This window comes from Blastococcus sp. SYSU DS0828, assembly GCF_054050975.1.
In genome coordinates, this window is record NZ_JBJHAK010000006.1 from 139,757 (window position 1) to 165,174 (window position 25,418).

Consider the following 25,418-nt stretch of genomic DNA (forward strand, 5'->3'; position numbering starts at 1 on the left):
TGCTCCTCGCTCCGGTGCCCGGGTCGCCGAGCGCCCGGGCCGTCTCCCGGCAGGCAAGCCCCGCCGAGGGGTGGTTGTTCCCTGCCGCGGGCCGCCGACCGGCAGACGGCGGGCGCACCGTCGTCCCCGCATGACAAGCTCTCCGGCGTGGCCGTACCCAACCTGACCCGCACTGATGCCGCCGCCCGCGCGGAGCTCCTCGCCGTCCAGAGCTACGACATCGCCCTCGACGTCACCGACGGCGCCGGGCACCCCGGCGAGCGCACGTTCCGCTCGACGACGACCGTCGAGTTCGCCTGCCGCCGGCCGGGCGCGGACACCTTCATCGACCTGGTCGCGGAGACGGTGCACTCCGCGACGCTGAACGGCACCGAGCTCGACGTGAGCTCCTACACCGAGGAGGGCGGGCTGCCGCTGCCCGGCCTCGCCGAGTCGAACACGCTGGTGGTGACGGCGGACTGCCGGTACTCCAACACCGGCGAGGGACTGCACCGCTTCCTCGACCCCGAGGACGGGCAGGTCTACCTCTACACCCAGTTCGAGCCGGCCGACGCGAAGCGGATGTTCACCTGCTTCGACCAGCCCGACCTCAAGGCCACGTTCACGATGCACGTGACCGCGCCCTTCGACTGGCAGGTCGTCTCCAACACCGGCGACCGCACGATCGAGGCGGGCGAGGGCGGCTCGCAGCTGGCCCACTTCGCGCCCACCAAGCGCATCTCCACCTACCTGGTGGCGCTCATCGCCGGCCCCTACGCCAAGGTCACCGACCTGCACGAGGGCATCCCGCTGGGGCTGTACTGCCGGGCGTCGCTGGCCCAGTACCTCGACCCGGAGGAGATCTTCCGGGTGACCAAGCAGGGCTTCGACTTCTACCACCGGGTGTTCGACTACCCGTACCCGTTCGACAAGTACGACCAGCTGTTCGTGCCGGAGTTCAACGCCGGCGCGATGGAGAACGCCGGGGCGGTCACGTTCCTGGAGGACTACGTCTTCCGGTCGAAGGTCAGCCGGGCCCGCTACGAGCGGCGCGCGGAGACGATCCTGCACGAGCTCGGGCACATGTGGTTCGGCGACCTCGTGACCATGCGCTGGTGGGACGACCTGTGGCTCAACGAGTCCTTCGCCACCTACATCAGCACCCTGTGCCAGGCCGAGGCCACCGAGTACCGGACGGCGTGGACGACGTTCGCCAACACCGAGAAGGCGTGGGCCTACGCGCAGGACCAGCTGCCCTCGACCCACCCGATCGCCGCCGACATCCCCGACGTCGCAGCGGTCGAGGTCAACTTCGACGGCATCACCTACGCCAAGGGCGCCTCGGTGCTCAAGCAGCTGGTCGCCTACGTGGGCCGCGACGAGTTCCTCGCCGGCGTGCAGCGCTACTTCCGCCGGCACGAGTACGGCAACACCACGCTCGCCGACCTGCTGGGGCCGCTGTCGGAGAGCTCCGGCCGCGACCTGTCGGAGTGGGCCGACCAGTGGCTGCGCACCAGCCAGGTCAACACGCTGCGGCCGGTGCTCGAGCTCAGCGACGACGGCCGGTACACCAGCTTCGCCATCGAGCAGACGGCGGTGACCGAGCACCCGGTGCTGCGCAACCACCGGCTGGCCGTGGGCCTCTACAGCGAGGGCCCCGAGGGGCTCACCCGCACCCACCGGGTGGAGCTGGACGTCGCCGGCGCCCGCACCGAGGTGCCCGAGCTCGTCGGCCACCCGGCCGCGGACCTGGTGCTGGTCAACGACGACGACCTCACCTACGCCAAGCTGCGCCTCGACGAGCGCTCGCTGGCCACCCTGCGCACGCGGATCGGCGCGATCCCCGACCCGCTGCCGCGCGCACTGTGCTGGTCGGCGGCCTGGGACATGACCCGCGACGCCGAGCTGCCGGCCCGCGAGTGGGTGCAGCTGGTGCTGGCCGGCATCGGCGCCGAGACCGAGAGCAGCGTCATCCAGTCGCTGCTGGCGCGGGTGCAGAGCGCCCTGTCCTCCTACGCCGACCCGGCGTGGGCGCCGACCGGCTGGGCCCAGCTGGCCGACCACGCGCTCGCCGCGCTGGAGGCCGCGCCGGCCGGGAGCGACCAGCAGCTGCTGTGGTCGCGCACGCTGGCCAGCGCCGCGCGCACCGAGGAGCACGCGGCGGCGCTGCGCGGCCTGCTCGACGGCTCGCGCAGCTACGAGGGGCTGGTCGTCGACGCCGACGCGCGCTGGGCGTTCCTGCACGGGCTGGTCGCCATCGGCGCGGCCGGCGACGCGGAGATCGACGCCGAGGCCGAGCGGGACGCCACCGCGACCGGCATCCGGCGCACCGCGACGGCGCGGGCGCTGCGCCCGACGGCGGTGTCGAAGGAGCAGACCTGGCAGCAGGCGTTCACCGACGAGTCGGTGCCCAACGCCGTCCACGAGGCGATGCTGCAGGGCTTCTGGCACCCGGCCCAGCGGGAGCTGACCGCCGGCTACGTCGGCCGCTACTTCGCCGACATCCGGCCGCTGTGGGACCGCCGGCCCGGCGAGATCGCCAAGAACGCCGTGCAGTACCTGTTCCCGCCGGTGGTGGAGCCGCGCACCATCGCGGCGGCCGATGCCTGGCTCGCCGACGCCGAGCAGCCGCCGGCGCTGCGCCGGCTGGTGTTCGAGGGCCGCGACGGCATCGCCCGGGCACTGCGTGCCCGCGAGCGGGACGCCGACGCCGGGCACTGACCCGCGGACGACGAGGCCGGCGGTCACCAGTGGTGGCCGCCGGCCTCGTCGTTGCTGCCCCGCCGCCGCTTGATGATCAGGTCACCTGATCGTTAGGGGTCCTGGCTCAGCATCGGCCGTGAGCCAGGACCCCTAGTGATCAGGTCACCTGATCAACAGGGAGCCGTGGACATGACGAAGGCGCCGCACTCCCGAGGGGGTGCGGCGCCTTCGTCGTCGTTCAGCGGGGGCGGAGCCCCGAGGGGTGCCCGGCCTGGTCGGAGAGCTGGCGCAGCCCGTTGACGATGCCGCCGACCAGGTCGCCGTTGGCGAACGCGCTGGTCATGGAGAGCACCGCCAGGGCGCAGGCGCGGTCGGGCAGCCGGCGCGCGGCCCCGGCACCGGTGACCACCTCCACCACGCGCTGCCCCGGCGAGACGGCGATCAGCACCGCGTCGGAGGGGTTCTCGCCCGAGCGGGCGTGCAGCTCCTCGGCGTGCGCGCGGGTCGGCGTGCGCAGCTCACCCACGTAGAGGGTGAAGCGCAGCCCGGTCTCGCGGGAGGACATGGTGAGCGCCTCGTCGAGGCGGGCCAGCTCCCGGAAGCTGAACACCTCGTCGAGCCGGCCTTCGTCGGTGCGCGCCGGGAGGGTCGCCTCGGTGGCGGTGTCGTGAGAATCGACTTCGAACACGCTGGTCATGGCCGGCCTCCGGGGCAGGTCGTCGGAACGTCGGGAACAGTCACCGGGGGTCCGTCACCAGGTCCCGCGGGCGCCGCCCAGCGGGCCGGCCGGCTTCGGGCTGTGGGTGGGGTTCGTGCCGGCGGCGTGCGCGCCACCGGTGCCGACGCCCACCTCGGGGCCCGCCCCCGCCTTCGCGTCGAGGGCGCGCTCGCCCGGCTGCTCCGGGTACATCGACGAGCCCAGGGCGGCGGTGCCGCTGCCCGGGACGGCGGCCGGGCCGTGCGCCGGCGCGGGGCCGTGGCCACCGACGTGCGCGGGGTGCGGCTCGTACCAGACGGGCGCGTGGTTCCAGGGCTGGCCCGGCTTGTACCGGGTACGCCGGCCGCTGCCGGGCTTCAGGGTCAGCAACGCCAGCACCAGCACGACGGCGAGCGGGATGGCGGCGTAGACGAGGAGGGTCTCGGCGACGGTCACACCCGACAACTTACCGGGAGGCGGTCGTCCTCATCGGCTGTCGGCCCAGACGGCGGGGCGCCGGTGGTGCCACGGGCGGGCTGCCTCCAGCTGGGCGGAGAGCGCGACGAGGGTGGCCTCGTCAGCGGGGCGGCCGACGAGCATGGTGCCGATCGGCAGGTCGTCGGCCGTCCAGTGCAGCGGGACGCTGACCGCGGGCTGCCCGGTGACGTTGAACAGCGCGGTGAACGCGGCGTAGCGCTTCTGCCGCTCGAAGTCCGGCCCACCCTCGCCGTCCTCCCCGAACCAGCCGATGGGTCGGGGGGTCATCGTGAGCACCGGGGCGAGCAGCACATCGTAGCCGGCGGTCGCGCGCAGGAACTGCCGGGAGAAGGCGCGGAGGGCGAACATCGCCTCCATCGCGTCCCGGGCCGACAGCGCGAGGCCCCGGTCCTGCATCCAGCGGGTCAGCGGCTTCAGCAGCTCCTCGCGCCCGGGTGGGACCGGCAGGGTGGTCGCGCTCAGCGCCCAGACCCGCTCGAAGGACGGCAGCACCGCGGCGTCGAGCAGGCCGGTGGGCACGTCCTCGACGTCGTGGCCCAGGTCCGCCAGCAGCCGCGCGGCGTCGTCGAAGGCCCCGGCCACCTCCGGTTCCAGCTCTGCCCCGGGCATGGCCGACTCGGTGTATCGCCCGATGCGCAGCCGGCCCGGCTCCCGGTCGGCCCAGCCGAGGAAGGTCTCACCGGCCGGCAGCGGCGGGGCCCAGAACGGATCACCGATCTCGGGCCCGGCCATCGCGTCGAGCATCGCGGCCGCATCGCGCACGGTGCGGGCCAGCGGACCGCTGGTGCCCAGCCCGGTCACCTCGCTGCCGTAGGGGGCGTTGCTGATCCGGCCGCGGGTCGGCTTGATGCCGACCAGGCCGTTGATGCTGGCGGGGATGCGGATGGAACCACCGCCGTCGCTGCCCTGCGCGAAGGGCAGGAAGCCGGCGGCGACGGCGACCGCCGCTCCCCCGCTGGAGCCGCCGGCGAGCCGGGAGGTGTCCCAGGGGCACCGGGCCGGCCCAACCAGGTCGTTGTCGGTGTAGCAGGGGAAGCCGAACTCGGGCGTGTTCGTCTTGCCCAAGCTGATGGCACCCGCGGCGGCCAGCCGGGTGACCACCGCGTCGTCGACGGCGGGCACGAAGTCGGCCAGCGCCGCGGAGCCGAACGTCGTCCGGACACCCGCGGTGTTGTTCAGGTCCTTGATCGCGGTGGGCACCCCCAGCAGCGGAGGCAGGTCGCCGCCCTCCCGCAACCGGGCCTCGGCCGCGGCCGCGGCGGCGTGGGCCCGCTCCGGCGTGACGGTGACGAAGGCGCCCAGGCCGGCATCGTGGGCGTCGATCCGCGACAGCGCGTGAGCTACGAGCTCGGTGGGGCTCACCTCCCCCGACCGGACGGCGGCGGCCTGCTCCAGTGCGGTGAGGTCGTGCAGCTGGGTCACGCTCCAGGACGCTAGTCCCCCGGTTCGGGGACGCCGATCGGGTTGCCCGCCGGCCAGTCCCCGGCGTCCACGACGGCACGGCGCAGCGGGTCGAGCAGCTCGGCCAGTCGCCGGCACCCGGACTCCCCGAGCGCCCGCCAGGGACCGGCGGCCAGGCGGTCGGTGTCGGCCTCGATCCCGGCGACCGCGTCCTGCCCGGCAGCGGTGAGCCGGTCGCCGGCCAGCCACCCGCGGTCGGCCAGCGCTGCCGCCACTCCCTCCCACGCCGGGTCGTCCCAGCCGCGCGCCTTCTGCAGCCACGCCCGGTCGGCGCGGCCGGCCGCGGCGGCCAGCACGTGGCTGCCCAGGCCGTCGACCTCGTGGGCCAGCAGGACGGCGGTGTGGCCGTCCCCGCGGTGCTCCCGCAGCGTGGTGAGCGCCTGCCAGAGCACCAGGTGCGGCTCCGGGGGGACGGCCAGCCCGGCGTTCGCCGCGGCGAGCGGACGCCCGGGCGGGTCGACGGCGGCGGCCGCGGTGGCGGCCAGCTCCATCGCCTCGATCGCCGCGGACGAACCGACCCACTCCTGCCCCAGCACGCGGCGGACGGCGGCGTCGACCCCGCTCAGCCGCGCCGCCAGTGCGGCGGCCGGGGTGACCGTCGTCCACACGCCGGGGACCCGGCGGGCGACGAAGGACGGCTCGAAGTTGACGAACGTCGCCGTCACCACCTCGGCGCCGACCGGGCCCAGGGGCGCCGCGCGGAAGGCGAAGTAGCCGTTCCAGAACCCGCGCAGGCCGACCTCGGCCGCCGCGGCCTGCGACTCCGGGGCGAAGTACGTGAGCGCGTGCAGCGGCTCGGCGAGCGCCCACAGCCGGCGAGCGTCGTTCACGCGCTGACGCTCTCCGGGACGCCGAGCCACTCCCGCCACCGGGGGTCGACGGTGCGGTGCCCGAGCAGCCGCCAGGCCGCGCCGCTCGGCGTGCTGGGCGGGCGCGGCAGCTTCCAGCCGAGCTCGGCCAGCGAGCGATCGGCCTTGGTGTGGTTGCACCGGCGGCAGGCGGCCACCACGTTGTCCCACGTGTGAGTGCCGCCGCGGCTGCGCGGCACCACGTGGTCGATGCTGGTGGCCGAGCCGCCGCAGTACACGCAGGTCTGCCCGTCGCGGGTGAACACGGCCCGGCGCGACAGCGGGACCGACGCGGGATAGGGCACCCGGACGTAGCGGGTGAGCCGCACGACCACGGGCACGGGCAGGCTCAGGCGCTCGGCGTGGACGACGTCGGCGGTGACGTCGACCGGCTCGGCCTTCCCGGTGAGCACCAGCACGATCGCCCGCCGGCTGGAGACGACGCACAACGGCTCGTAGGTCGCGTTCAGCAGCAGAGTGGCCCCCGTGGTGGCGGGCGCGGGCAGGGGGACGAGCGGCGGGACGGGGTCGCGACGCGGGCCTGGGTGACCCGCCGACGTCGACCCGGGCGCGGAACGCGGCACGGATCACCTCCGGACGCCCCGGACCGTCGGGTGCTGCGCGACCCGCGGGCAGCCCCATTCTGACCCGAGGACCGCCGCTCGGCGCACTGGAAATCCCCGCGGCCCCGGCGGATGTCGGTGCCCGCCACTAGCGTTCCGGCCATGCGTTACCCGGAGGCCCCGCGCCTGGACCTGGTCGAGGAGCTGCACGGCCACCGCATCGCCGACCCCTACCGCTGGCTCGAGGACCCCGCCGACCCGCGCACGCGGGAGTGGTCGGCGGCGCAGGACGGGCTGGCCGCCGAGGTGCTCGGTGCGCTCCCGGCCCGTGATCGGTTCGCCGCGCGGCTCGGGGAGCTGGTGCGGGCGGGCGCCGTCGGCGTGCCGGTGTGGCGCGGCGGGCGGGCCTTCTCGACCCGCCGCGACCCGGGCCAGGAGCACGCCGTGCTCCGGGTGCGGGAGGCCGACGGCACCGTGCGCGTGCTCGTCGACCCGATGGAGCTCGACCCGGACGGGACGACGACGCTCGACGCGTGGTCGCCCTCGTGGGAGGGCGACCGGCTGGCCTACCAGCTCTCCACCGGTGGCGACGAGGAGTCGCGGCTGTACGTGCTCGACGTGAACACCGGTGAGCTGCTGGACGGCCCGATCGACCGGTGCCGCTACTCCCCCGTCGGCTGGCTGCCCGGTGGCGAGGAGCTGTTCTACGTCCGCCGGCTCCCGCCGGACCAGGTGCCGGCGGGCGAGGAGCAGTACCACCGCCGGGTGTGGCGCCACCGCGTCGGCGCCGACCCGTCCGGCGACCTGCTCGTGCACGGCGACACCTTCGACCCACCCACCCTGGACCCCACCAACTACTACGGGGTCCGCACCAGCGCGGACGGGCGCTGGCTGGTCGTCTCGGCGTCGGCGGGCACCGCCCCGCGCGACGACGTCTGGCTGGCCGACCTGCGCGGGTCCGGCGACCTACGCGAGCTGCAGCGCGGCGTCGACGCCCAGACCGCCGCGTGGGTCGCGCGCGACGGCCGGCTGTACCTGCTCTCCGACCGCGACGCCCCGCGCTGGCGGCTCGCGGTCGCCGACCCCGAGGACCCGGCCACCTGGGCGCCGGCGGCGTGGACCGACGTCGTCCCGCAGCAGGAGGGCGCGGTGCTCTCCGACGCCGCGCTCGTCGATGCGCCCGACGGCGACCTGCAGGTGCTGGCGGTGCACGCCGTGGACGCCACCGACCGGCTCTCGCTCTGGGCGGGGGACGGCGGCGGCCGGATCACCGAGGTGGCGCCGCCGGGCCCCGGCAGCATCTCGGGGCTGAGTGCACCGCCCGAGGGCGGCACCACCGCGTGGGTCGGCTACACCGACTACGCGACGCCGCCGTCGGTGCTGCGCTGGGACGCCACCGCCCCCGGTGGGCTCGAGGCCTGGGAGCAGGCGGATGTCGCCGGCGACGTGCCACCGCTGACCGTCGTCGAGACGCACGCGCGGTCGAAGGACGGCACGCCCGTGCACCTGTTCGTGCTCTCGGGCACCGGTGCACCCGACCGCCCCCGCCCCACGGTCCTCTACGGCTACGGCGGGTTCAACGTCTCGCTCACCCCGGCCTACACGGCACAGGCCCTCGCCTGGGTCGCCGCGGGCGGCGTCTGGGTGGTGGCCAACCTGCGCGGCGGGTCGGAGCACGGCGAGGAGTGGCACCGCGCCGGGATGCGGGAGCGCAAGCAGAACGTGTTCGACGACTTCGCCGCCGCCGCGGAGCACCTGGTGGCCGAGGGGTGGACGACGCACCCGCAGCTGGCGGTCATGGGCGGGTCGAACGGCGGCCTGCTCGTGGGCGCCACGCTGACCCAGCGGCCCGAGCTCGCCGCCGCCGTCGTCTGCAGCGCCCCCCTGCTGGACATGGTGCGGTACGAGCGCTTCGGCCTCGGCCGCACCTGGAACGACGAGTACGGCACCGCCGACGACCCGGTGCAGCTGGGGTGGTTGCTGAGCTACTCCCCGTACCACGCGGTGCGCCCGGGCACGGCGTACCCGGCGGTGCTCGTGACGACGTTCGAGTCCGACACCCGCGTCGACCCGCTGCACGGCCGGAAGCTGGCCGCTGCGCTGCAGCACGCCACCTCGGCGGACGCCCCGATCGTGCTGCGGCGGGAGACCTCCGTCGGCCACGGCGCGCGTGCGGTCAGCCGGACCGTGGGGCTCGCGGCCGACCAGCTGGCGTTCCTGGCGGCGCACACGGGACTTCCCGGATCACCAGGCGATCGGTAACGGGATCGACACGCCCATTCGACGATGCTGACGGCACGCGTTGCGCCTGAAATGATTCCGGTAATGACCGGATCACCGACCGTGCTCGGCGCTGACGCCGGACCGGCCGCCGCCGACCGCGGCGGCTCGTGGGCTGCGGGAACGGGGCTCCGCTGAGCGCCGAGGCACCGGACGACCCCGGCGACGACGCCACCGTCCGGCAGGCCACGTTCCGCGAGGTCTTCGCCGTCCGCGAGTTCCGGCCGTTGTTCGGAACCTACCTGCTGTCCGCGGCCGGCGACGAGCTGGCCCGGGTGGCGCTGACCGTACTGGTCTACGCGCGCACCGACTCCCCGCTGCTGGCCGCCCTCACCTTCGCCATCAGCCACCTGCCCTGGCTGCTCGGCGGGCCGCTGCTGTCGGCGTTCGCCGACCGGCTGCCCCGCCACCGGGTGCTCATCGCCACGGACCTCGCCCGAGCCGGGCTGGTGGCCCTGATGGCGATCCCGGGCATGCCGCTGCCGCTCCTGCTCGGCCTCCTGTTCGTGGTCGGCCTGTGCGCGCCCCCGTTCGAGTCGGCGCGGTCGGCGCTCATGGCCGACGTGCTCGACGGCGACCGGTACGCCGTCGCCACCTCGCTCACCGGGATCACGCTGCAGCTGGCCCAGGTGGCCGGCTTCCTCGCCGGCGGCGCCCTCGTGGCGGTGCTCAACCCCTCCGCCGCGCTGCTGATCGACGCGGCCACGTTCGTCGTCTCCGCCGTCTGGTTGTGGGCCCGGCTGAAGCCCCGGCCGGCGCCGGCGACCGACGGCGCCGGCGCGCCCGGATCGCTGTGGCGCGACGCCTCGGACGGCCTGCGGTTCATCCGGCGCAGCCCCCGCCTGCTGGCGATCGTCGCCGTCCTCTGGGTCACCACGGGCTTCGTCTACGCCTCCGAGGGGATCGCCGCGCCGCTGGTGGACTCGCTCGGCCAGGGCGCGACGGCGGTCGGCATCCTGCTCGCGGCCAACCCGCTGGGGGTCACCATCGGCGGGCTGGTCATCGCGCGCCTGGTCCCGCCGGCGCGACGGGAGCGGCTCGTCGCCCCGCTGGTACTGGTCTCCCTCGCCCCGGTGCTGGTCGGCGGCGTGGTCGCGGCGGTGGCCGGCCCGGGGGCGGTGCCGTTCTGGATCCTGGTCGGGATGCTCTTCCTCTCGGGGCTCGGCGCCGCCTGGTCCATCCCGCTCAACGTCGCCTTCGTGCAGGCGGTGCCCAGCGCCTACCGCGGGCGCGCGTTCGGGGTCGCGGCCAGCGGGCTGGCCGGGGTGCAGGGCATCGGCGCGCTCGCCGCCGGCCTGGCCGCCGAGGGGCTCAGCCCGGCTGTCGTCGTGGCCCTCTCGGGCGCCCTCGGAATGATCGCGGTCGCCCCGGCGCTGAGGGCCTATCGGCGGACGCGGAACCGGGCGGACGTCGTGGTCGAGGCCGAGGGGGCTACCGGAGCATGAGCGAGTCGAGGCGGTCCCTGCCGTCGGGGCGGACCTTCTACGACGAGGTCGGGGGCGAGGAGACCTTCCGCCGGCTGGTGCAGCGCTTCTACGCCGCCGTCCGCACCGACCCCGTGCTGCAGCCGCTGTACCCCCAGAACGACTGGGAGGGCGCCGAGACGCGGCTGCGTGGCTTCCTCGAGCAGTACTGGGGCGGGCCGACGACCTACTCCGAGCAGCGCGGGCACCCGCGGCTGCGGATGCGGCACGCGCCCTTCGCCATCGGCCCGGTGGAGCGGGACGCCTGGCTCACCCACATGCGCGACGCCGTCGACTCCCTCGGGCTCCCGCCCGAGCAGGACGCGACGCTGTGGGGTTACCTGGAGATGGCCGCCCGCAGCATGCAGAACCGCTTCCCCGCCGACGCCGAGGGCTGATCCCCGGCTCCCGCCGGTCCCCGTCCGGGGACGTGAGCGCGCACCGACACTGCACGTACCGACATCGAGGAGCCCGGTGAGCCCGGCTGAAGGACCCCCTGCCCCCCACCACTCGCCCGCTCGCGGCGGGCCCCTGCAGGGGACCGTACGCACCCTGCGCCCCGGCGCCGACTGGTGGCGCGACGCGGTGTTCTACCAGGTCTACATCCGCAGCTTCGCCGACGGGAACGGCGACGGCGTCGGCGACCTGGCCGGCCTGCGGTCGCGCCTGCCGTACCTGCGCGACCTGGGCGTCGACGCCCTGTGGATCACGCCGTTCTTCCCCTCGCCGATGGCCGACCACGGCTACGACGTCGCCCACCCCCGGGACGTCGAGCCGGTCTTCGGGGACCTGCCGGAGTTCGACGCGATGCTCGGCGAGGCCCACGCCCTCGGCCTGCGGGTCACCATCGACCTGGTGCCCAACCACAGCTCCCACGAGCGCGAGTGGTTCCAGGCGGCGCTGGCCGCCGGCCCCGGGTCCCCGGAGCGGGCGCGCTACCTGTTCCGCGACGGGCGCGGGCCCGACGGCAGCGAGCCGCCGAACAACTGGCCGTCGGTGTTCGGTGGCCCGGCGTGGACCCGGGTGCCCGACGGGGAGTGGTACCTGCACATCTTCGCCCCCGAGCAGCCGGACCTGAACTTCGCGAACCCCGAGGTCGTGGCCGACCTCGAGGAGACGATGCGCTTCTGGCTCGACCGCGGGGTCGACGGCTTCCGGATCGACGTCGCCCACGGCATGGCCAAGCCGGACGGGCTGCCCGACATGGTCCCCATGGACGACACCGGGCTGCTCGACGACCACGGCCCCGGCGACCACCGGTTCGACCAGGACGGCGTGCACGTGGTGCACCGCCGCATCCGGGCGGTGCTCGACCAGTACCCGGGCACCATGGCCGTCGGTGAGGTGTGGGTCTCCGACGACGACCGGCTGGCCCAGTACCTGCGCGAGGACGAGCTGCAGCTGGCGTTCAACTTCAAGCTGCTCACCGCCGAGTGGACGCCGGACGGGCTGCGCGACGCGATCACCCACTCCCTCGCCGCGGTCGAGGGCACACCGGCGCCCGCGTGCTGGGTGCTGTCCAACCACGACCGCCCGCGGCACGTGACCCGGTACGGCGGCGGGGAGCTCGGCACCCGGCGAGCCCGCGCGGCCGCGCTGCTGCAGCTGGCCCTGCCGGGAGCGGCCTACCTGTACAACGGCGACGAGCTCGGCATGCCCGACGTCGACCTGCCCGACGAGGTGCTGCAGGACCCCATGTGGTTCCGCTCGGGCGGCACCGAGCGCGGGCGCGACGCCTGCCGCATCCCGGTGCCGTGGTCGGGTACCGAGCCGCCCTACGGCTTCTCGTCCGCGGCCGACACCTGGCTGCCCATGCCCGACGGCTGGGCGTCCCTGACGGCCGAGGCCCAGCGCACGGACGACCGTTCGATGCTGTCGCTGTACCGAAGCGCGCTCGCCCTGCGCGCCTCGTCCCCGCTGTTCCACGGCGAGGATCTGCAGTGGTTGCAGTCACCCGAGCGTTGTGTCGCCTTCCGGCGTCCCGGCGGGCTGGTCTGCCTGGTCAACCTGTCCGGCGCCCCCGTGCCGCTGCCCGAGGGCCGGGTGCTGCTGAGCAGCGCGCCGGTCGACGACGGCAAGCTGCCCGACGACGCCGCGGTGTGGCTGCAGCCCTGAGCCGACCGGCCGGTGCCCGGGCGCCCCGCGGCGCTCGGGTACCTTGCCGCAGGCGACGCCGGGCCGGCGGCGCCCACCTACCGGTCCGATGCAGGAGCTGACATGAAGACCCGGGACCTGGCCTACATCGCTCTCTTCGCGGCCATCATCGCCGTGCTGGGCACCCTGCCCGCCGTGAACATCGGCCCGGTCCCGATCACCGCGCAGACGCTCGGCGTGATGCTCGCCGGCAGCGTGCTCGGTGCCCGCCGCGGCTTCCTGGCCGTGCTGCTGTTCCTGGTGCTGGTCGCGATCGGCCTGCCGCTGCTGGCCAGCGGCAGCGGCGGCCTCGGCGTCTTCGCCGGCCCGACCGCCGGCTACCTGATCAGCTGGCCGTTCGCCGCGTTCGCCACCGGCTGGCTGACCGAGCGGTTCTGGGCCCGCTACAACGTCGCCTGGGGCGTGCTGTTCAACATCCTCGGCGGCATGGTCGTCATCTACCTGATCGGCGTGCCGGTGCTCGCCGCCGTCGGCAACCTCTCGCTGGGCGCGGCGATCGTCTCCGGCGCCCTGCCGTTCCTGCCCGGCGACGCGGCCAAGGCGTTCATCGCCGCGGCGATCGCCGTCCAGGTGCGCCGCAGCTACCCGGTGATCGACCGACCGCAGCGGGCGCTCGCCGGCCGGTGAGGTTCCGCAGGTCGGAGCCGCGGGCCGACGCCGTCGCCGACCCGGCCCGCGGGATCGAGCTACGGGGCGTCTCGCACCGCTACGGCGACCGCGCCGTGCTGAGCGACGTCGACTTGCACCTGACCGAGGCGCGCATCGGCGTCGTCGGCGCCAACGGCTCGGGCAAGAGCACCTTCGCCCGGTTGCTCAACGGGCTGGTCGTGCCGACGTCCGGGCAGGTGCTGGTCGACGGCCTGGACACCCGCAGCTCCGTGCGCGAGGTCCGCCGCCGCGTGGGCTTCGTCTTCCAGGACCCCGACGCGCAGATCGTCCATCCCACCGTCGCCGAGGACGCCGCCTACGGGCTGGAGAACCAGGGCGTGCCGGCCGCCGAGCGGGCGGCGCGGGTCGCCGAGGTGCTGGCGCGGTACGGGCTGGCCGGGCACGCCGACCACCCCGCGCACCTGCTCTCCGGCGGGCAGAAGCAGCTGCTGGCGATCGCCGGAGTGCTGGTCATGCGGCCCGCCCGCGTGGTGTTCGACGAGCCGACGACGCTGCTGGACCTGGTCAACGCCCGGCGCGTCGCCCGCGTGATCGACGAGCTGGAGCAGCAGGTGGTCGTGGTCACCCACCAGCTGGACCTGCTCGACGGCTTCGACCGGGTGCTCGTCGTCGACGGCGGCCGGATCGTGGAGGACGCCGCCCCGCGGGTGGCGATCGCGGCCTACCGGGCGCTGATGGAGCACCGATGACCCTCGCCCTGTACGTGCCCCGCCGCAGCCCCGTGCACCGGCTGCCCGCGGGCGCGAAGCTGCTGACGCTGGCGGCCCTCGCGGTCGCCCTGTTCGTCGTGCCGACGGTGCCCGTGGTCGCCGGCGCCCTGCTGGGCGTGCTCGCCGTCGGCATCGGGCTCGCGCGCGTGCCGGCGGCGGCGCTGGCCCGGCAGGCGCGCACGGTGCTGTGGTGGCTGGTCGGCCTGCTGGTCTTCCACACCGTGTTCAGCGACCCGACCACCGCCGCAGTCACAGTCCTCCGGTTGCTGGCCCTGGTGCTGGCCGCCGGCGTGGTGACGGCGACGACGCGGGTGACCGAGATGGTGGCCGTGATCGAGCGGCTGTGCGCCCCGCTGCGGGTGGTCGGCGTGCGTCCCGCGCGGATCGGGCTGGTCGTGTCGATGGCGCTGCGGTTCATCCCGGTGCTGGCCGAGCGCGCCGCACGCATCCGGGAGGCGCAGGCCGCACGCGGCGGGTCGGCGCGCGGGATCCGGGGCGTGCGGACGACGGTGGCCCCGCTGCTGGTACAGCTGCTGCAGATGGCGCACACCGTGAGCGAGGCGCTGGACGCCCGCGGCGCGGACGACGTCCCCCCGGCCCGGGGACGCCGCTCCCCCGCTGCCGCCGCCTGACCCCGTGGAGGCCCCCGTGCACACCGGTTCGCTGCTGGAGATCTGGACGACGCCCGCGGCCGCGGGACCCATGAGCCGGAGGCCGTCGGCGCGGCTGGTGCCGGGGGTGGGGCTGGACGGCGACCGCTACGCCCTGGGCGGCGGCACGTGGGCGCAGTACCCGGACCTGGAGAAGCAGCTGACGCTGATCGACCGGGACGACGTCGCCGCCGTGGCCGCCGAGATGGGCGGCGCGTTCTCGACCGCGGACACCCGGCGGAACCTGGTGACCACCGGCGTGGACCTGTCCTCGCTGGTGGGCCGGTGGTTCGCGGTGGGCGACGCACTGCTGTTCGGGATGAAGCGCTGCCCGCCGTGCACGCACCTGGAGCGGCTGACCGGGCTCAAGCTGGTGAAGGCGATGGTGCACCGCGGCGGCATCAACGCGGCCGTGTTCGGGGGCGCGGTGATCGCCGAGGGCGCCGTCGTGCGGCCGGTCCCGGAGGAGGAGGCCGCCCGCCGCGGTGCGCCGACAGGTGCCGACCGCCCCGTGCCCCGGGTCGTCAACGGCTGACCCGCCGACCGCCACGGGTCTTCGCGTGCGCTCTGCCTCTGAGTGCCACGGGGAGCAGAGGCAGAGCGTCCGTCGACCTGCTCCTCGCCGAGCTCCCGGGTGCGTGGGAGCTCAGGTGCCGGCGGGCTCGTCGGTCCAGCGGGCGAGGAACTCCTTCTCCTCCGCGGTGATCCGGCGGGGCCGGTTCAGGGCGAAGTCGAACGGCACGAGCAGCGTGCTGCCCGTGACGGCGAGCGCCCCGTGGTCGAAGAGCTCGTAGTGGCAGGTGAACGCTGCGGCGCGGATGCCGGACACCCAGACCTGCACCTCGAGGGGCTCGGCGTCGTAGACGACCGACCGCTTGTAGGCGATCTCGTGCGATGCGACGACGAGCCCGCGGCGCATGCCGGTGCTCTCGTCGTGCGTCGGTTGCTCGAAGAAGAGGTTGACCCGCGCCATCTCGAAGTAGCCGAGGAAGGCGACGTTGTTGATGTGCTGGTAGGCGTCCATGTCCGACCAGCGCATGGGGACGTGCACCGTGTGCCTCACGCCGCCACCCTGCCCTACGCCGACGGGCGAGCCGTGCCGGGGCGGCTGCATCGGGGGGCACCGGGGATCTAGCGTCGTCGATGTGGAGCCGTGGGCGGCGGATGCGCCGGGCGTGCTGACGCTCCCCTCGGGGCGGCGCGTCCGCGGGAGGTCGCTCCGGCGGGTGGCAGCGGGGCCGCAGCCGACGTTCGGGGTCTACCTGGGCGGTCGCCGGCCCCGCGTCCCGTGGGAGAGCCGCTGGGTGCGCTGGCGCGACTTCTCGCTGCCGGCCGACCCGGCGGCGCTGCGGGAGGCACTGCGGGCCGCGCTGGAACGCACCGTCGATGGTCGGGTCGAGGTCGCCTGCCGGGGCGGGACCGGGCGCACCGGTACGGCGCTGGCCTGTCTCGCGGTGCTGGACGGCGTCCCGTCCGACCGGGCCGTGGCGTTCGTCCGTCGCGGCTACCGACGTCGCGCGGTGGAGACGCCGTGGCAGCGCCGCTTCGTCGAGCGGTTCGGCTGACACGCCGGTGGCCGGCAACCGATGCCGGGGGTCATCCGCGGAGGCGCCGGGCCAGCCGCTCCTGGCCGGGTCCGGACAGTTCCCCGACCACACCGCGGCGCCCGGCCACGGTCATGAGGAGCGCCTCAGCCGTGCCCGTGACCTCGGGGCCGCGCCCGAACGTCCAGTCGACGTCCGTGGCCACCAGCCGCACGCCGCGCACGCGGAGCACCCCCAGCAGCGTCGGGGCGAACAGCGCGGTCCGCAGCGCCGGCACCACCCGCTCGGCCGGGATGGACCGGGGCACACCGAGGGGACGGCGGATGTCCTGCTGGTGGATCATCTCGTCGGTCAGCGCGATGGCTCCCCCCATCCCGGCGGTCAGCCCGGAGGGCGTGAGGTGGTCGTCCAGGAGCCGGACCAGCTCAGCAGGTGTCCGGGTGCCGTACTCGCGCAGCCCCACGGCGTTCGTGCGGTCCACCGTGAAGCGGCCGCGGAGGAACCGCTCGGCCAGCTGCCGTGTGCCGAGCTCCTCGTAGCTCAGCACGTGCGCCACCACGTCGCGGACCGACCAGCCCTCGCACAACGACGGGGCAGCCCACTGCTCGGGGGCGAGACCCACCAGGAGCGCGCGGAGGTCCTCGCGTTCGGCCCGGGCCAGGTCCAACAAGTCCATGCGCACCCCGCGGATCGCGGTCGTGCCGGTGCACGACGAGGACGACGCGAGGCTAGGAGGCCGGAGCGCGGTGGACCAGGGGGCACGGAGCGGGACGTCCCCGGTCCCCTCCCCGGAACGCCGACGGCCGGTCCAGAGCAGATGCTCCGGACCGGCCGAGGGTGCGGCGATGGAACGGCCCCGCTGCGGGGACCCGCACCGAACGTGCGAGGCGTGGGGGGCAGCGGGCGGAAGGACCCTCTTCCCCCTCGGCCCTCGCAAGCTCGGGCCGAGCCTCCGAAGAGGGCCTTAGTCGCGGGTGAGCTTGCGGTAGGTGGCGCGGTGCGGACGGGCCGCGTCCGGGCCGAGCCGCTCGACCTTGTTCTTCTCGTAGTCGGCGAAGTTGCCCTCGAACCAGAACCACTTCGAGTCGCCCTCGTAGGCGAGGATGTGCGTCGCCACGCGGTCGAGGAACCACCGGTCGTGGCTGACGACGACGGCGCAGCCGGGGAACTCCAGCAGCGCGCCCTCGAGGCTGGTCAGCGTCTCCGTGTCGAGGTCGTTGGTGGGCTCGTCGAGCAGCAGCAGGTTGCCGCCCTGCTTGAGGGTCAGCGCCAGGTTCAGCCGGTTGCGCTCACCGCCGGAGAGCACCCCGGCCGGCTTCTGCTGGTCCGGGCCCTTGAACCCGAACGCGGCGACGTAGGCGCGCGAGGGCATCTCGACGTTGCCGACCTTGATGTGGTCGAGGCCGTCGGAGACGACCTCCCACAGGGTCTTCTTCGGGTCGATGCCGCTGCGGTTCTGCTCCACGTAGGAGAGCTGCACCGTCTCGCCGACCTTGATCTCGCCGTCGTCCGGCTTCTCCTCGCCGACCAGCATCTTGAACAGCGTGGTCTTGCCGACGCCGTTCGGGCCGACGACACCGACGATGCCGTTGCGCGGGAGGGTGAAGGTCAGGTCGTCGATGAGGACGCGGTCGCCGAAGCCCTTGGTGAGGTTCTTCGTCTCGACCACGACGCTGCCCAGCCGCGGGCCCGGCGGGATCTGGATCTCCTCGAAGTCCAGCTTGCGGAACTTCTCGGCCTCGGCGGCCATCTCCTCGTAGCGGGCCAGACGCGCCTTGCTCTTGGCCTGGCGGGCCTTGGCGCCGGAGCGGACCCACTCCAGCTCCTCCTTGAGGCGCTTCTGCCGCTTGGCGTCCTTGGCTCCTTCGACCTGCAGGCGCGCGGCCTTGGTCTCCAGGTAGGTGGAGTAGTTGCCCTCGTAGGGGTACGCCCGGCCCCGGTCGAGCTCGAGGATCCACTGGGCCACGTTGTCCAGGAAGTACCGGTCGTGGGTGACCGCGACGACGGTGCCGGCGTACTTCTCCAGGTGCTGCTCCAGCCAGGCCACGCTCTCGGCGTCGAGGTGGTTGGTCGGCTCGTCCAGCAGCAGCAGGTCGGGCGCCTCGAGCAGCAGCTTGCACAGCGCGACGCGGCGGCGCTCACCACCGGAGAGCACGGTGACGTCGGCGTCGCCCGGCGGGCAGCGCAGCGCGTCCATCGCCTGCTCGATGCGGGCGTCGAGCTCCCAACCGTCGGAGTTCTCGATGACCTCCATGAGCTCGCCCTGCTCGGCCATCAGCGCGTCGAAGTCGGCGTCGGGCTCGCCCATCGCCGCGCTGACCTCCTCGAAGCGGCGCAGGGCGTCGCGGAGCGGCTTGACCGCCTCCTCGACGTTGCCGCGGACGTCGAGCTCCTCGTTCAGCGGCGGCTCCTGCAGCAGGATGCCGACGGTGGCGTCGGGGGCGAGCGTCGCGTCACCGTTGGAGGGCTGCTGCAGGCCGGCCATGATCTGGAGCACGGTCGACTTGCCGGCCCCGTTGGGACCGACCACGCCGATCTTCGCGCCGGGCAGGAAGGACAGGGTGACGTTGTCGAGGATCACCTTGTCGCCGTGCGCCTTGCGCGCGCGGACCATCGTGTAGATGTACTGAGCCACTGGCTTGCCGAGCCTTCCGTCGTCTCGCGAGCGGGGGCGGGGCCGCGGGTCGCGACCCCACCCCGTACGTTCTCGCCTCCGATCCTCCCAGCCCGGGCAACTAGATGTGCGCGGGCTCCTCCGAGGGATCGAGGTCGTCCACCGAGGACAACGTCTCGTCGTCCCCCACGTAGTCCCGTCCCGCCCGCAACTCCTCGGTCGTCGGGTACGCCTCGGCCGGTTCGTCGGCCTCCGGGTGCAGCTCACCGGTCGCGGTGTCGACGCCATCCCTGCCCTCCAGGGCTCGCTCCGACCGGTCGCGCCGGAACACGGCCCTGCCCCGGGTGAGGTCGTGGCCGACCTCGAAGGCCTTGATCTGCGGCTTGCTCCGGCGACCCGTGTCGGAGTCCCAGCTGTGCGTGGTGATCGCGCCCCGGACGATGACCGGGTCGCCCTTGCTCACCGAGGCGGACACGTTGCCGCTCAGCGTGTTCCAGCACTCCACGTCGATCCAGAACGTGCCGGAGTCGACGTACTGCCCGCTGCCGGAGTCGTAGCGGCGGGCGGTGGAGGCCATGCGGAAGTTGGTTACCGCGCCGTTCTGCGTGGTCTTGCGGCGCGGGTCGTCGGCGACGTTGCCGACGACGGTGACGATGGTGTCGTTCACGGTGCTCCTCGGAGGGTGCTGCGCCGGGTGGCGCGACCGGCGCGGTGCCGGTGTGCCGTCGACCCTCACCGCCCGCCGGGGACCGGAGCAGGCCTTTCCCGGAACTGTGGACACGCCTGCCCCTTGTGGACGACCCCGCACCCGGGCGCGGTCCCCCGCGAGCGGGGCGGTGCGATGATCGGTCGCGAGCGCCCGTAGCTCAGCGGATAGAGCAGGTGCCTTCTAAGCACTTGGTCGCAGGTTCGATCCCTGCCGGGCGCGCCTTTACTCCATTGACCTGCGGTTTTGCGCAGAGGAACGACGACATGGCGGCCGGTTACCGAGATAATTACCCGTCAAGCGCGTCGGCGACCGACTGCCGGTCCCCCATCAGGTCACGCCCGAGGTACACCCGAGCGGTCATAGCTGGATCGGCGTGCCCGAGCTGATCCGCGATCTGCACCAGCGGCACCCTCCGTTCGTGAAGCAGGCTGGCCACGGTGCGACGGAACGTATGCGGAACCGCCCACGAGAGTCCGGCTTCGAGGAACAGATGAGCCAGCGCCTTCGCACAGTTCGACTGATCCCACGCCTGCTCTGTGTCTGCCAGATGAGGGGACGCGAACACGTAGCCAGTCCCACCGGTCTGCTCCCGCCGCCTGCGTAGCCTGGCAGCCAGGGTGCTGGGCAGGGGTAGGCGGCGCCGGGAGGACTTGGACTTCGTCCCCCTGATCAGGACGCTCGGCTGGCCCGGCCCGTCCGGCTCGAGGTCCACGTCTTCCCACCGGAGGGAACGAGCCTCGGTGATGCGGACGCCGGTGTAGGCCATGAACGCCGCGAGGTCCGCGACGGCCTGACGCTTTCGGGCCGTCTGCGGGAGCACATCCTCCGCGAGGGCGAGCTTGTCACCGTGGGCGATGAGCGCGTCCCGTTCTCCGCGGGTGAAGGCGCGGGTCATGTCGCGAGGCTCGCGGCCTTCCCGTCGCGGGTGAACCTTCTGCGACTTCACGAGGCGCACCTGGCGCATGGCGTTGGTGAGCAGTGTGCCGTTGTCAACGGCAAGGTTCAAAATGCCCATTAGCACGGACCGCGCGGCGGCGGCGGCCCCAGTGCCGTGGTTGTCGGCGACGGTCTGCAGAAAGGTGCGGAGTCGCTGGGGGTTGTTGGCCTCGGTGAGGGTCAGCCCCCGCACCGAGGAACCGGCTCTGTCGACGTACCGGACGAAGGTGCGCCCGTAGTCCTCGACGGTGCGAGGACTGAGACCGGAGTCGGTGCGCCGGATGCCGGCGAGCCACACCTGCCCGGCCGCCACGAGGGTCATCGTCGCGCTCATCGGTACTTCTCCGACGCTGTTCAACCGCTCGGTGATGCCCGCGTCCAGGGCTGCCAGTGCCCTGGTTTTCGTGGCGGCGACACGGGAAAGATCACGCTATACGCCGTCGTACCCCCGGTAATAGCAGCGCGCACGCCACCGCTCCGCACTACGACCGTTCGGGGCCTTCTTCCACTTGCCGCCTTCGTCGCGCCGTTGCGGGGTGACCTCCACCTCGCCGCGCTCCCCCAGGTTGAGCGCCTTTCTGCCCATGGCAGCCGACGCTACTTGGGTAACGAGTAGGCAGGTAGCGCCACGTGCCATCACGCGACGTGTCCCGTGTCAACCCGGTCGGCAGTCAGCAGAAGGTCGAAGGCTCGGGCGGTAGTCGCTCACACATCAGGAACCGTCCACTTCGCCATGCCGCGGCCCTTCCAGAGGAAGCGAAGGAGCCGAAGCGGGGCACCGTTGGCCGTCCAGATGGACTTGCCGAGCGTCGCGCTCGGGCTAGGGATGCCGAGGTGCGATCCCCACCCGATCGTGAGTGTGACCCCGTGCTCCTTGGCGAGCGCGAACAGGCGGGCGATCTCCACCTCCGAGAGCGGGCGCCTGATCTCCACGAGGGCCTCAGCGACCCGCTTCATCAGTCCACCTCCCGCTCGCACAGCAAGCAGCGCATCCCGGCCTCATTCGGCACGGCCCGCCTCTGGCGCGCAAGGCTAGTCGCCGAAGTGAAGTCACGGCGGTCACAACGTCAAACTGCATGATGCCGGTCGCGAGACCCGCGGGGCGGAGCACAGAACGTGGTCTTCCGCCTGCTGCGCTGCACGTCGCCTCCGCTTCGCGAGCTGCAGGAAAATCCTTGGCGGCCCACCGCTGCGTCAGGTCCCCGAAGGGGCGTCGGCGTGTTCAGGCCACAGTGTCTTCGACGCGAGGATCACAAGAATGAAGGCGTCACCCTCACAGCTCCCCGACATGGACGTTTGGTCCGTGGCATCGAGCAACGAGCCGCCGCTGTCGACGACGGCGCACGCCCGTTCGCCACGACGCAACAGCTGCTCGGCGCTCAGCACGCCTTCAGGCTCGTGTGATCGACTACGAAGTCCAGGAAGGCTCTGTCGACGAGGGGCTGCGGATCCGTCGTCGGGGTGGGTGGTGAGCTGCTCGGCGATCGGACGAGCGGCGTCGGCGAACGATCGGCCAACGACTGCGTGGTCGCTTGGAAGTCTTCGTCGCCCTCCGTGCTGCACCTAATCAGGGCCAGGACCGAACCGGCGATTGCAACTCCGGCGGCGGCTCGATTCACTTCCGCGTCGGCGGCTCAGCCGGAAGTCATGACTGGCTCTCTGTCACACCGGGGACCTGTCGTCCGCGCACCTCCTAGCATCTCTCGCGTTGTCCGGACCGCTTACGACCCGTCACAGCGCGCCCCGCAGGGTCCCTCGCCTGGTCACCGAAGGTCCGGCGTAGTGGTTTTTAAAAACCTTGCGTCCAGCGGCATGGTCGTGCAGACTGTAGCCATGCCCGGCGTCGCGGTTTCAGAAAACCTTCGATGGGTGCGCTGTCGCAGCGTTGGGGCGGCTGCAGCCTCTGCCCCTGTGCACTCGGGCATCTATGCGTACTGCGACGTGGTAGAGCTGCATGGTCTTCCGATCGATGTCTCGTGGGTCTACGTCGGCCAAGCCAAGCGACTGGAATCTCGACTCCAGCAGCACAGCGTTGGCCGCGAAAAGAACCCGGGCCTTCGTGACTGGTTGCACAGGGCTGGATGTCGCGAGGTGTGGTTCGCCGCTGTACCGGAGCTTGACCTGGACAAGGTCGAGCGTGACTTGATCGTTCGGTTGCAGCCGAGACTGAACCGAGTTCTTTACGCCAAGCATGCGTCACCAATTCCAGGGGCGATCCCCCTCCGAGGATCCAACTTGAAGGAGCAAGCGAATGCCTGATCTGAACCTTGATGCCGTCGTCGACGACGCGCTCAACGCAGAGGCCAGGAAGCGGTCCGCGCTGGCCATGCTCTTGGACGACGTGCTCCGCCAGGAGGGCCGGTTGCTCGTCGGCAGGTCGCAGATGGGTGGAACCGAGTCCTACGTCGGCACCGTCAACCTCAGCTGGGTAGGAGCGAACTTGCGTCTGGCAAGCAGTTTGCCCCTGCTGAAAAACAAGATCGATGATGACGGCCGCCTAGTCGTCGACGCGGAGAGTATCGAATTGTTCACCCAGCGGGAGATCGACTGGTCGCGACAGTCGGAACTGGCGCACTACCTCGTTACCCACCCGGTGCACAAGTTCCCGCCTCTGCTCGTCGTCATCACCGCGTCATGGGTAGACGAGCAGGAAAGCGACGCATGGGGAGCCGACGGCAAGGCTGTCCGATCTGTTGCGGGCTTCGAAAGTCTCGATAACCGCCGGGAGGTAGGACTGCTCGACATCTCCCAGGCGTTCACCCTGTACGCGCTCGACGGCCAGCACAGAAAGATTGGCATCGACGGGGCCCTGACCCTGGTCTCTTCGGGCCGCCTCCAGGTACTGAAGGAGGACGGTAACCCTGTCAAGGATGATGCTCTCGTCCTCGGTGACCTGATCGACGAGTTCGAACTGAATCCCAGCCAGGTCCAGAAGCTGGGTGCTGAGCGCATCGGTATTGAGTTTATCCCGGCCGTGGTCGCGGGGGAGACTCGGGAAGAGGCGCGGCGTCGCGTGCGGTCGGTCTTCACTCACGTCAACAAGCAGGCTGCCCCTCTCACTGGTGGGCAGATCGCTCAGCTTGACGAGGATAGCGGCTTCGCGATTGTCGCTCGCCAGGTGTCCGTAAGCCACGAACTGTTGCGCAAGAAGAGTGGGCGGCAGGACCGGGTCAACTTCAAGAACGCCACCATTGCCCTGAAGAGTGCGAGCTTCACCACCCTCCAGACCGTGAAGGAGATGGCGCAGCGGTATCTGGGTGCGATGCCGGAGTATCAGGCCTGGAAGAGTAAAGGCCGACTCCTGCCCATGCGACCCAGTCCTGAGCAGCTTGACGCCGGACGACAGGAGCTGGCTGGGCTTATGTCCGCGATGGAGGAGCTCCCCAACGTCAGCCGAATTCAGCGTGGCACTGCCACCGGGGAGCTGCGTCGCTTCGCGCACGAGCAGCCACCCGGCGAAGGTCACATGCTCTTTCGACCTATTGGTCAGATCGCGCTGGCACAGGCGTGTGGCGCTATGCGTGTCGCTGGGCTCGAACTTCCGGCCGTGTTCGCGAAGCTCAACGAGCTCGATGCGGCTGGCGGTTTCCGGCTCGATACCCCGGAGAACCCTTGGTACGGAGTCTTGTACGACCCGGCCGGTCAGCGCATGCGCGTACGGGGGCGCGACACTGCGGCCCGGGTGCTGGTGTACTTGGTGACCGGTTTGGAGACTGAGGAGGCCAGGGCGGCACTGACTGAAGAACTGCGTGAGAGCCGTCGGCTGGGCGAAGAGGACCAGTACCGCGACTATGACGGAAGTATCGTGAGTCGGGACAAAATCAAGCTGCCTCCAATGCTGTGACCGCCGACCGGCAGCAGGACGCCGAAGCCTCGACCGCTTATCAATTCCTAACGACCAAGCGGTCCATCAGGGACGTCGGCAAGCGCCTTCGCGATGAGCAAGAGCGCCCATCGGACCGGGACGCCCTGACGGAATACAGGGGGTTCAACGCGCAGAACTTGTCCGCGGTTCACGGCGAAGTACGTGACGCGCTGAACGAGGTCCCGTTTCTACTAGCTTGCCGAGTCAAGCGGTTGGACAGCATCGTGCGGAAGCTGCGGCGTGAGCGTTCGATGACGCTAGAGCGCATGGACGACATCTGCGGTCTCCGAGTCATCGTTCCCTCGCGGGCCGCGCAGGCCGCAGCAGTCGACGCCATCAGCAGCCGGCTGGGGCCATCGCGCACACGCAACTACGTGGAGGCGCCGCCGAACAGCGGTTACAGGGCCGTGCACCTTATCGTCGACAACGCCTTGTCACTCCCAGAGGGCGAAGGACCAAGCGTATTCCGGTACGAGATCCAAGTTCGGACGTATTTCCAACACTTATGGTCAAGCACGAGTGAGAGCTTCGGGGAACGAGTAAAAGAGGGAGGGGGTAGCCGACCTGTTCGGAGCTACTTGGACGAACTGTCGCGCCGTATCGACTCGTTGGAGTCTGAAGACCCGTCGCGATCACAGATGGTGGTCGAGCCCCAAACGGGCGCTCTAAACTACTTTGCCGTCCAATTCGATCATTCCGGCGAGCAATTGGTCAGGCTGGATTCTCTGGGGGAGAACCTGCGTCAGACGCTTCGGCGCTTCAGCTACCTCGAAGGGCTATCCAGGGACACCCTGACGCGGGAGGTGGTCCTCTTGGGAAGTGCTAGCTCTGAGGAGCAACTTCGAGTAACGCACATCCGCTATTTTGCCCCGCGTGGTATCCCCGATCTGCCGCCAGAGCTGCGGCCGCCTGAGTTGCGCCCGGGCTGAGTCATGCTGCTAGGTGGCGGTGGGAAGCCACGACAGTGAGTCCGCGGCCGACCTGGCGCTGACTCTCATGGGGCACGCGAAGTTGGAACGGTCTCCCCGGGTGCCTGGCTCGCGGCTGGACGAACACCAAGAGTCGTCGGAGCGAG

At 72.1% G+C, this 25,418-nt stretch carries 24 protein-coding genes and 1 tRNA gene; 13 read left to right on the forward strand and 12 right to left on the reverse strand.

Annotated elements, in window-relative coordinates:
• The first annotated feature begins 147 nt into the window (after window positions 1-147).
• Window positions 148-2,700, forward strand: a complete 2,553-nt coding sequence (gene pepN, locus ACI79Q_RS07080) for an aminopeptidase N (RefSeq protein WP_456614448.1) — start codon at window positions 148-150, stop codon at window positions 2,698-2,700.
• Between the two features lie 220 nt (window positions 2,701-2,920).
• On the opposite strand, the gene ACI79Q_RS07085 is transcribed toward pepN, so the two are convergent.
• From ACI79Q_RS07085 to ACI79Q_RS07105, 5 genes are read right to left on the reverse strand one after another with little or no spacing between them, the layout of a single operon-like run.
• Window positions 2,921-3,379 carry a DUF5130 family protein gene (locus ACI79Q_RS07085; protein WP_456587677.1) on the reverse strand — a complete coding sequence of 153 codons (459 nt, stop codon included), beginning with the start codon at window positions 3,377-3,379 and terminating at the stop codon, window positions 2,921-2,923.
• Between the two features lie 54 nt (window positions 3,380-3,433).
• Window positions 3,434-3,835 carry an aa3-type cytochrome oxidase subunit CtaJ gene (ctaJ, locus tag ACI79Q_RS07090; protein WP_456614449.1) on the reverse strand — a complete coding sequence of 134 codons (402 nt, stop codon included), beginning with the start codon at window positions 3,833-3,835 and terminating at the stop codon, window positions 3,434-3,436.
• Between the two features lie 30 nt (window positions 3,836-3,865).
• Complete coding sequence (locus tag ACI79Q_RS07095) at window positions 3,866-5,299, reverse strand: amidase (protein ID WP_456614450.1); 1,434 nt, start codon at window positions 5,297-5,299, stop codon at window positions 3,866-3,868.
• A gap of 11 nt (window positions 5,300-5,310) precedes the next feature.
• Window positions 5,311-6,168, reverse strand: coding sequence for an SCO6745 family protein (locus ACI79Q_RS07100; protein ID WP_456614451.1), 858 nt, complete (start codon window positions 6,166-6,168; stop codon window positions 5,311-5,313).
• Window positions 6,165-6,770, reverse strand: a complete 606-nt coding sequence (locus ACI79Q_RS07105; protein WP_456587681.1) for an HNH endonuclease — start codon at window positions 6,768-6,770, stop codon at window positions 6,165-6,167. The genes ACI79Q_RS07100 and ACI79Q_RS07105 overlap by 4 nt, the downstream gene beginning before the upstream one ends.
• 141 nt (window positions 6,771-6,911) lie before the next feature.
• On the opposite strand from ACI79Q_RS07105, the gene ACI79Q_RS07110 reads away from it, so the two are divergent.
• From ACI79Q_RS07110 to ACI79Q_RS07145, 8 genes are all read left to right on the forward strand, one after another.
• Window positions 6,912-9,011, forward strand: a complete 2,100-nt coding sequence (locus ACI79Q_RS07110) for a prolyl oligopeptidase family serine peptidase (protein WP_456614452.1) — start codon at window positions 6,912-6,914, stop codon at window positions 9,009-9,011.
• Window positions 9,012-9,139: 128 nt separating this feature from the next.
• Window positions 9,140-10,474 carry an MFS transporter gene (locus ACI79Q_RS07115; RefSeq protein WP_456612651.1) on the forward strand — a complete coding sequence of 445 codons (1,335 nt, stop codon included), beginning with the start codon at window positions 9,140-9,142 and terminating at the stop codon, window positions 10,472-10,474.
• Window positions 10,471-10,890 carry a globin gene (locus tag ACI79Q_RS07120; protein ID WP_456614453.1) on the forward strand — a complete coding sequence of 140 codons (420 nt, stop codon included), beginning with the start codon at window positions 10,471-10,473 and terminating at the stop codon, window positions 10,888-10,890. Before ACI79Q_RS07115 ends, ACI79Q_RS07120 begins: the two co-directional genes overlap by 4 nt.
• Window positions 10,891-10,966: 76 nt before the next feature.
• Complete coding sequence (locus ACI79Q_RS07125; protein WP_456614454.1) at window positions 10,967-12,607, forward strand: glycoside hydrolase family 13 protein; 1,641 nt, start codon at window positions 10,967-10,969, stop codon at window positions 12,605-12,607.
• Between the two features lie 102 nt (window positions 12,608-12,709).
• Window positions 12,710-13,273, forward strand: a complete 564-nt coding sequence (locus tag ACI79Q_RS07130) for a biotin transporter BioY (RefSeq protein ID WP_456599451.1) — start codon at window positions 12,710-12,712, stop codon at window positions 13,271-13,273.
• On the forward strand, window positions 13,270-14,004 hold the full coding sequence (locus ACI79Q_RS07135; protein ID WP_456587687.1) for an energy-coupling factor ABC transporter ATP-binding protein: 735 nt from the start codon (window positions 13,270-13,272) through the stop codon (window positions 14,002-14,004). The genes ACI79Q_RS07130 and ACI79Q_RS07135 overlap by 4 nt, the downstream gene beginning before the upstream one ends.
• The gene (locus tag ACI79Q_RS07140) at window positions 14,001-14,657 is read left to right on the forward strand and encodes an energy-coupling factor transporter transmembrane component T family protein (RefSeq protein ID WP_456614455.1); all 657 of its coding nucleotides are present in this window, start codon (window positions 14,001-14,003) and stop codon (window positions 14,655-14,657) included. The genes ACI79Q_RS07135 and ACI79Q_RS07140 overlap by 4 nt, the downstream gene beginning before the upstream one ends.
• 16 nt (window positions 14,658-14,673) lie before the next feature.
• Complete coding sequence (locus ACI79Q_RS07145; RefSeq protein ID WP_456614456.1) at window positions 14,674-15,210, forward strand: MOSC domain-containing protein; 537 nt, start codon at window positions 14,674-14,676, stop codon at window positions 15,208-15,210.
• A 111-nt stretch (window positions 15,211-15,321) separates the two neighbouring features.
• Here ACI79Q_RS07145 and ACI79Q_RS07150 read toward each other — a convergent pair whose 3' ends face one another.
• Complete coding sequence (locus ACI79Q_RS07150; RefSeq protein ID WP_456587690.1) at window positions 15,322-15,738, reverse strand: acyl-CoA thioesterase; 417 nt, start codon at window positions 15,736-15,738, stop codon at window positions 15,322-15,324.
• Between the two features lie 163 nt (window positions 15,739-15,901).
• Here ACI79Q_RS07150 and ACI79Q_RS07155 point away from each other — a divergent pair, with 163 nt between their 5' ends.
• Complete coding sequence (locus ACI79Q_RS07155; protein WP_456612648.1) at window positions 15,902-16,240, forward strand: protein-tyrosine phosphatase family protein; 339 nt, start codon at window positions 15,902-15,904, stop codon at window positions 16,238-16,240.
• A 31-nt stretch (window positions 16,241-16,271) separates the two neighbouring features.
• Here the strand turns inward: ACI79Q_RS07155 and ACI79Q_RS07160 are convergent, their stop codons facing one another.
• From ACI79Q_RS07160 to ACI79Q_RS07170, 3 genes are all read right to left on the reverse strand, one after another.
• Window positions 16,272-16,895, reverse strand: a complete 624-nt coding sequence (locus tag ACI79Q_RS07160; protein WP_456614457.1) for a maleylpyruvate isomerase family mycothiol-dependent enzyme — start codon at window positions 16,893-16,895, stop codon at window positions 16,272-16,274.
• A 288-nt stretch (window positions 16,896-17,183) separates the two neighbouring features.
• Window positions 17,184-18,854 carry an energy-dependent translational throttle protein EttA gene (ettA, locus tag ACI79Q_RS07165; RefSeq protein ID WP_456587693.1) on the reverse strand — a complete coding sequence of 557 codons (1,671 nt, stop codon included), beginning with the start codon at window positions 18,852-18,854 and terminating at the stop codon, window positions 17,184-17,186.
• Between the two features lie 100 nt (window positions 18,855-18,954).
• Window positions 18,955-19,500 (reverse strand): single-stranded DNA-binding protein, encoded by a 546-nt coding sequence (locus tag ACI79Q_RS07170; RefSeq protein WP_456599446.1) that lies wholly within the window; start codon window positions 19,498-19,500, stop codon window positions 18,955-18,957.
• Window positions 19,501-19,688: 188 nt separating this feature from the next.
• Here ACI79Q_RS07170 and ACI79Q_RS07175 point away from each other — a divergent pair.
• Window positions 19,689-19,761 (forward strand) — tRNA-Arg (locus ACI79Q_RS07175).
• A gap of 67 nt (window positions 19,762-19,828) precedes the next feature.
• Here ACI79Q_RS07175 and ACI79Q_RS07180 read toward each other — a convergent pair.
• The 3 genes from ACI79Q_RS07180 to ACI79Q_RS07190 form a co-directional block, all read right to left on the reverse strand.
• Window positions 19,829-20,812: a tyrosine-type recombinase/integrase gene (locus tag ACI79Q_RS07180; RefSeq protein WP_456614458.1), complete on the reverse strand. Its 984-nt coding sequence runs from the start codon at window positions 20,810-20,812 to the stop codon at window positions 19,829-19,831.
• A gap of 371 nt (window positions 20,813-21,183) precedes the next feature.
• Window positions 21,184-21,435, reverse strand: coding sequence for a hypothetical protein (locus ACI79Q_RS07185; RefSeq protein WP_456614459.1), 252 nt, complete (start codon window positions 21,433-21,435; stop codon window positions 21,184-21,186).
• Between the two features lie 237 nt (window positions 21,436-21,672).
• Complete coding sequence (locus ACI79Q_RS07190) at window positions 21,673-21,864, reverse strand: hypothetical protein (protein ID WP_456614460.1); 192 nt, start codon at window positions 21,862-21,864, stop codon at window positions 21,673-21,675.
• Between the two features lie 865 nt (window positions 21,865-22,729).
• On the opposite strand from ACI79Q_RS07190, the gene ACI79Q_RS07195 reads away from it, so the two are divergent.
• Both ACI79Q_RS07195 and ACI79Q_RS07200 read left to right on the forward strand, forming a co-directional pair.
• Entirely contained in the window at window positions 22,730-24,322 is a 1,593-nt protein-coding gene (locus ACI79Q_RS07195; RefSeq protein WP_456614461.1) for a DGQHR domain-containing protein, read from the forward strand.
• Window positions 24,319-25,272, forward strand: a complete 954-nt coding sequence (locus ACI79Q_RS07200; protein WP_456614462.1) for a hypothetical protein — start codon at window positions 24,319-24,321, stop codon at window positions 25,270-25,272. The genes ACI79Q_RS07195 and ACI79Q_RS07200 overlap by 4 nt, the downstream gene beginning before the upstream one ends.
• Window positions 25,273-25,418 lie beyond the last annotated feature (146 nt).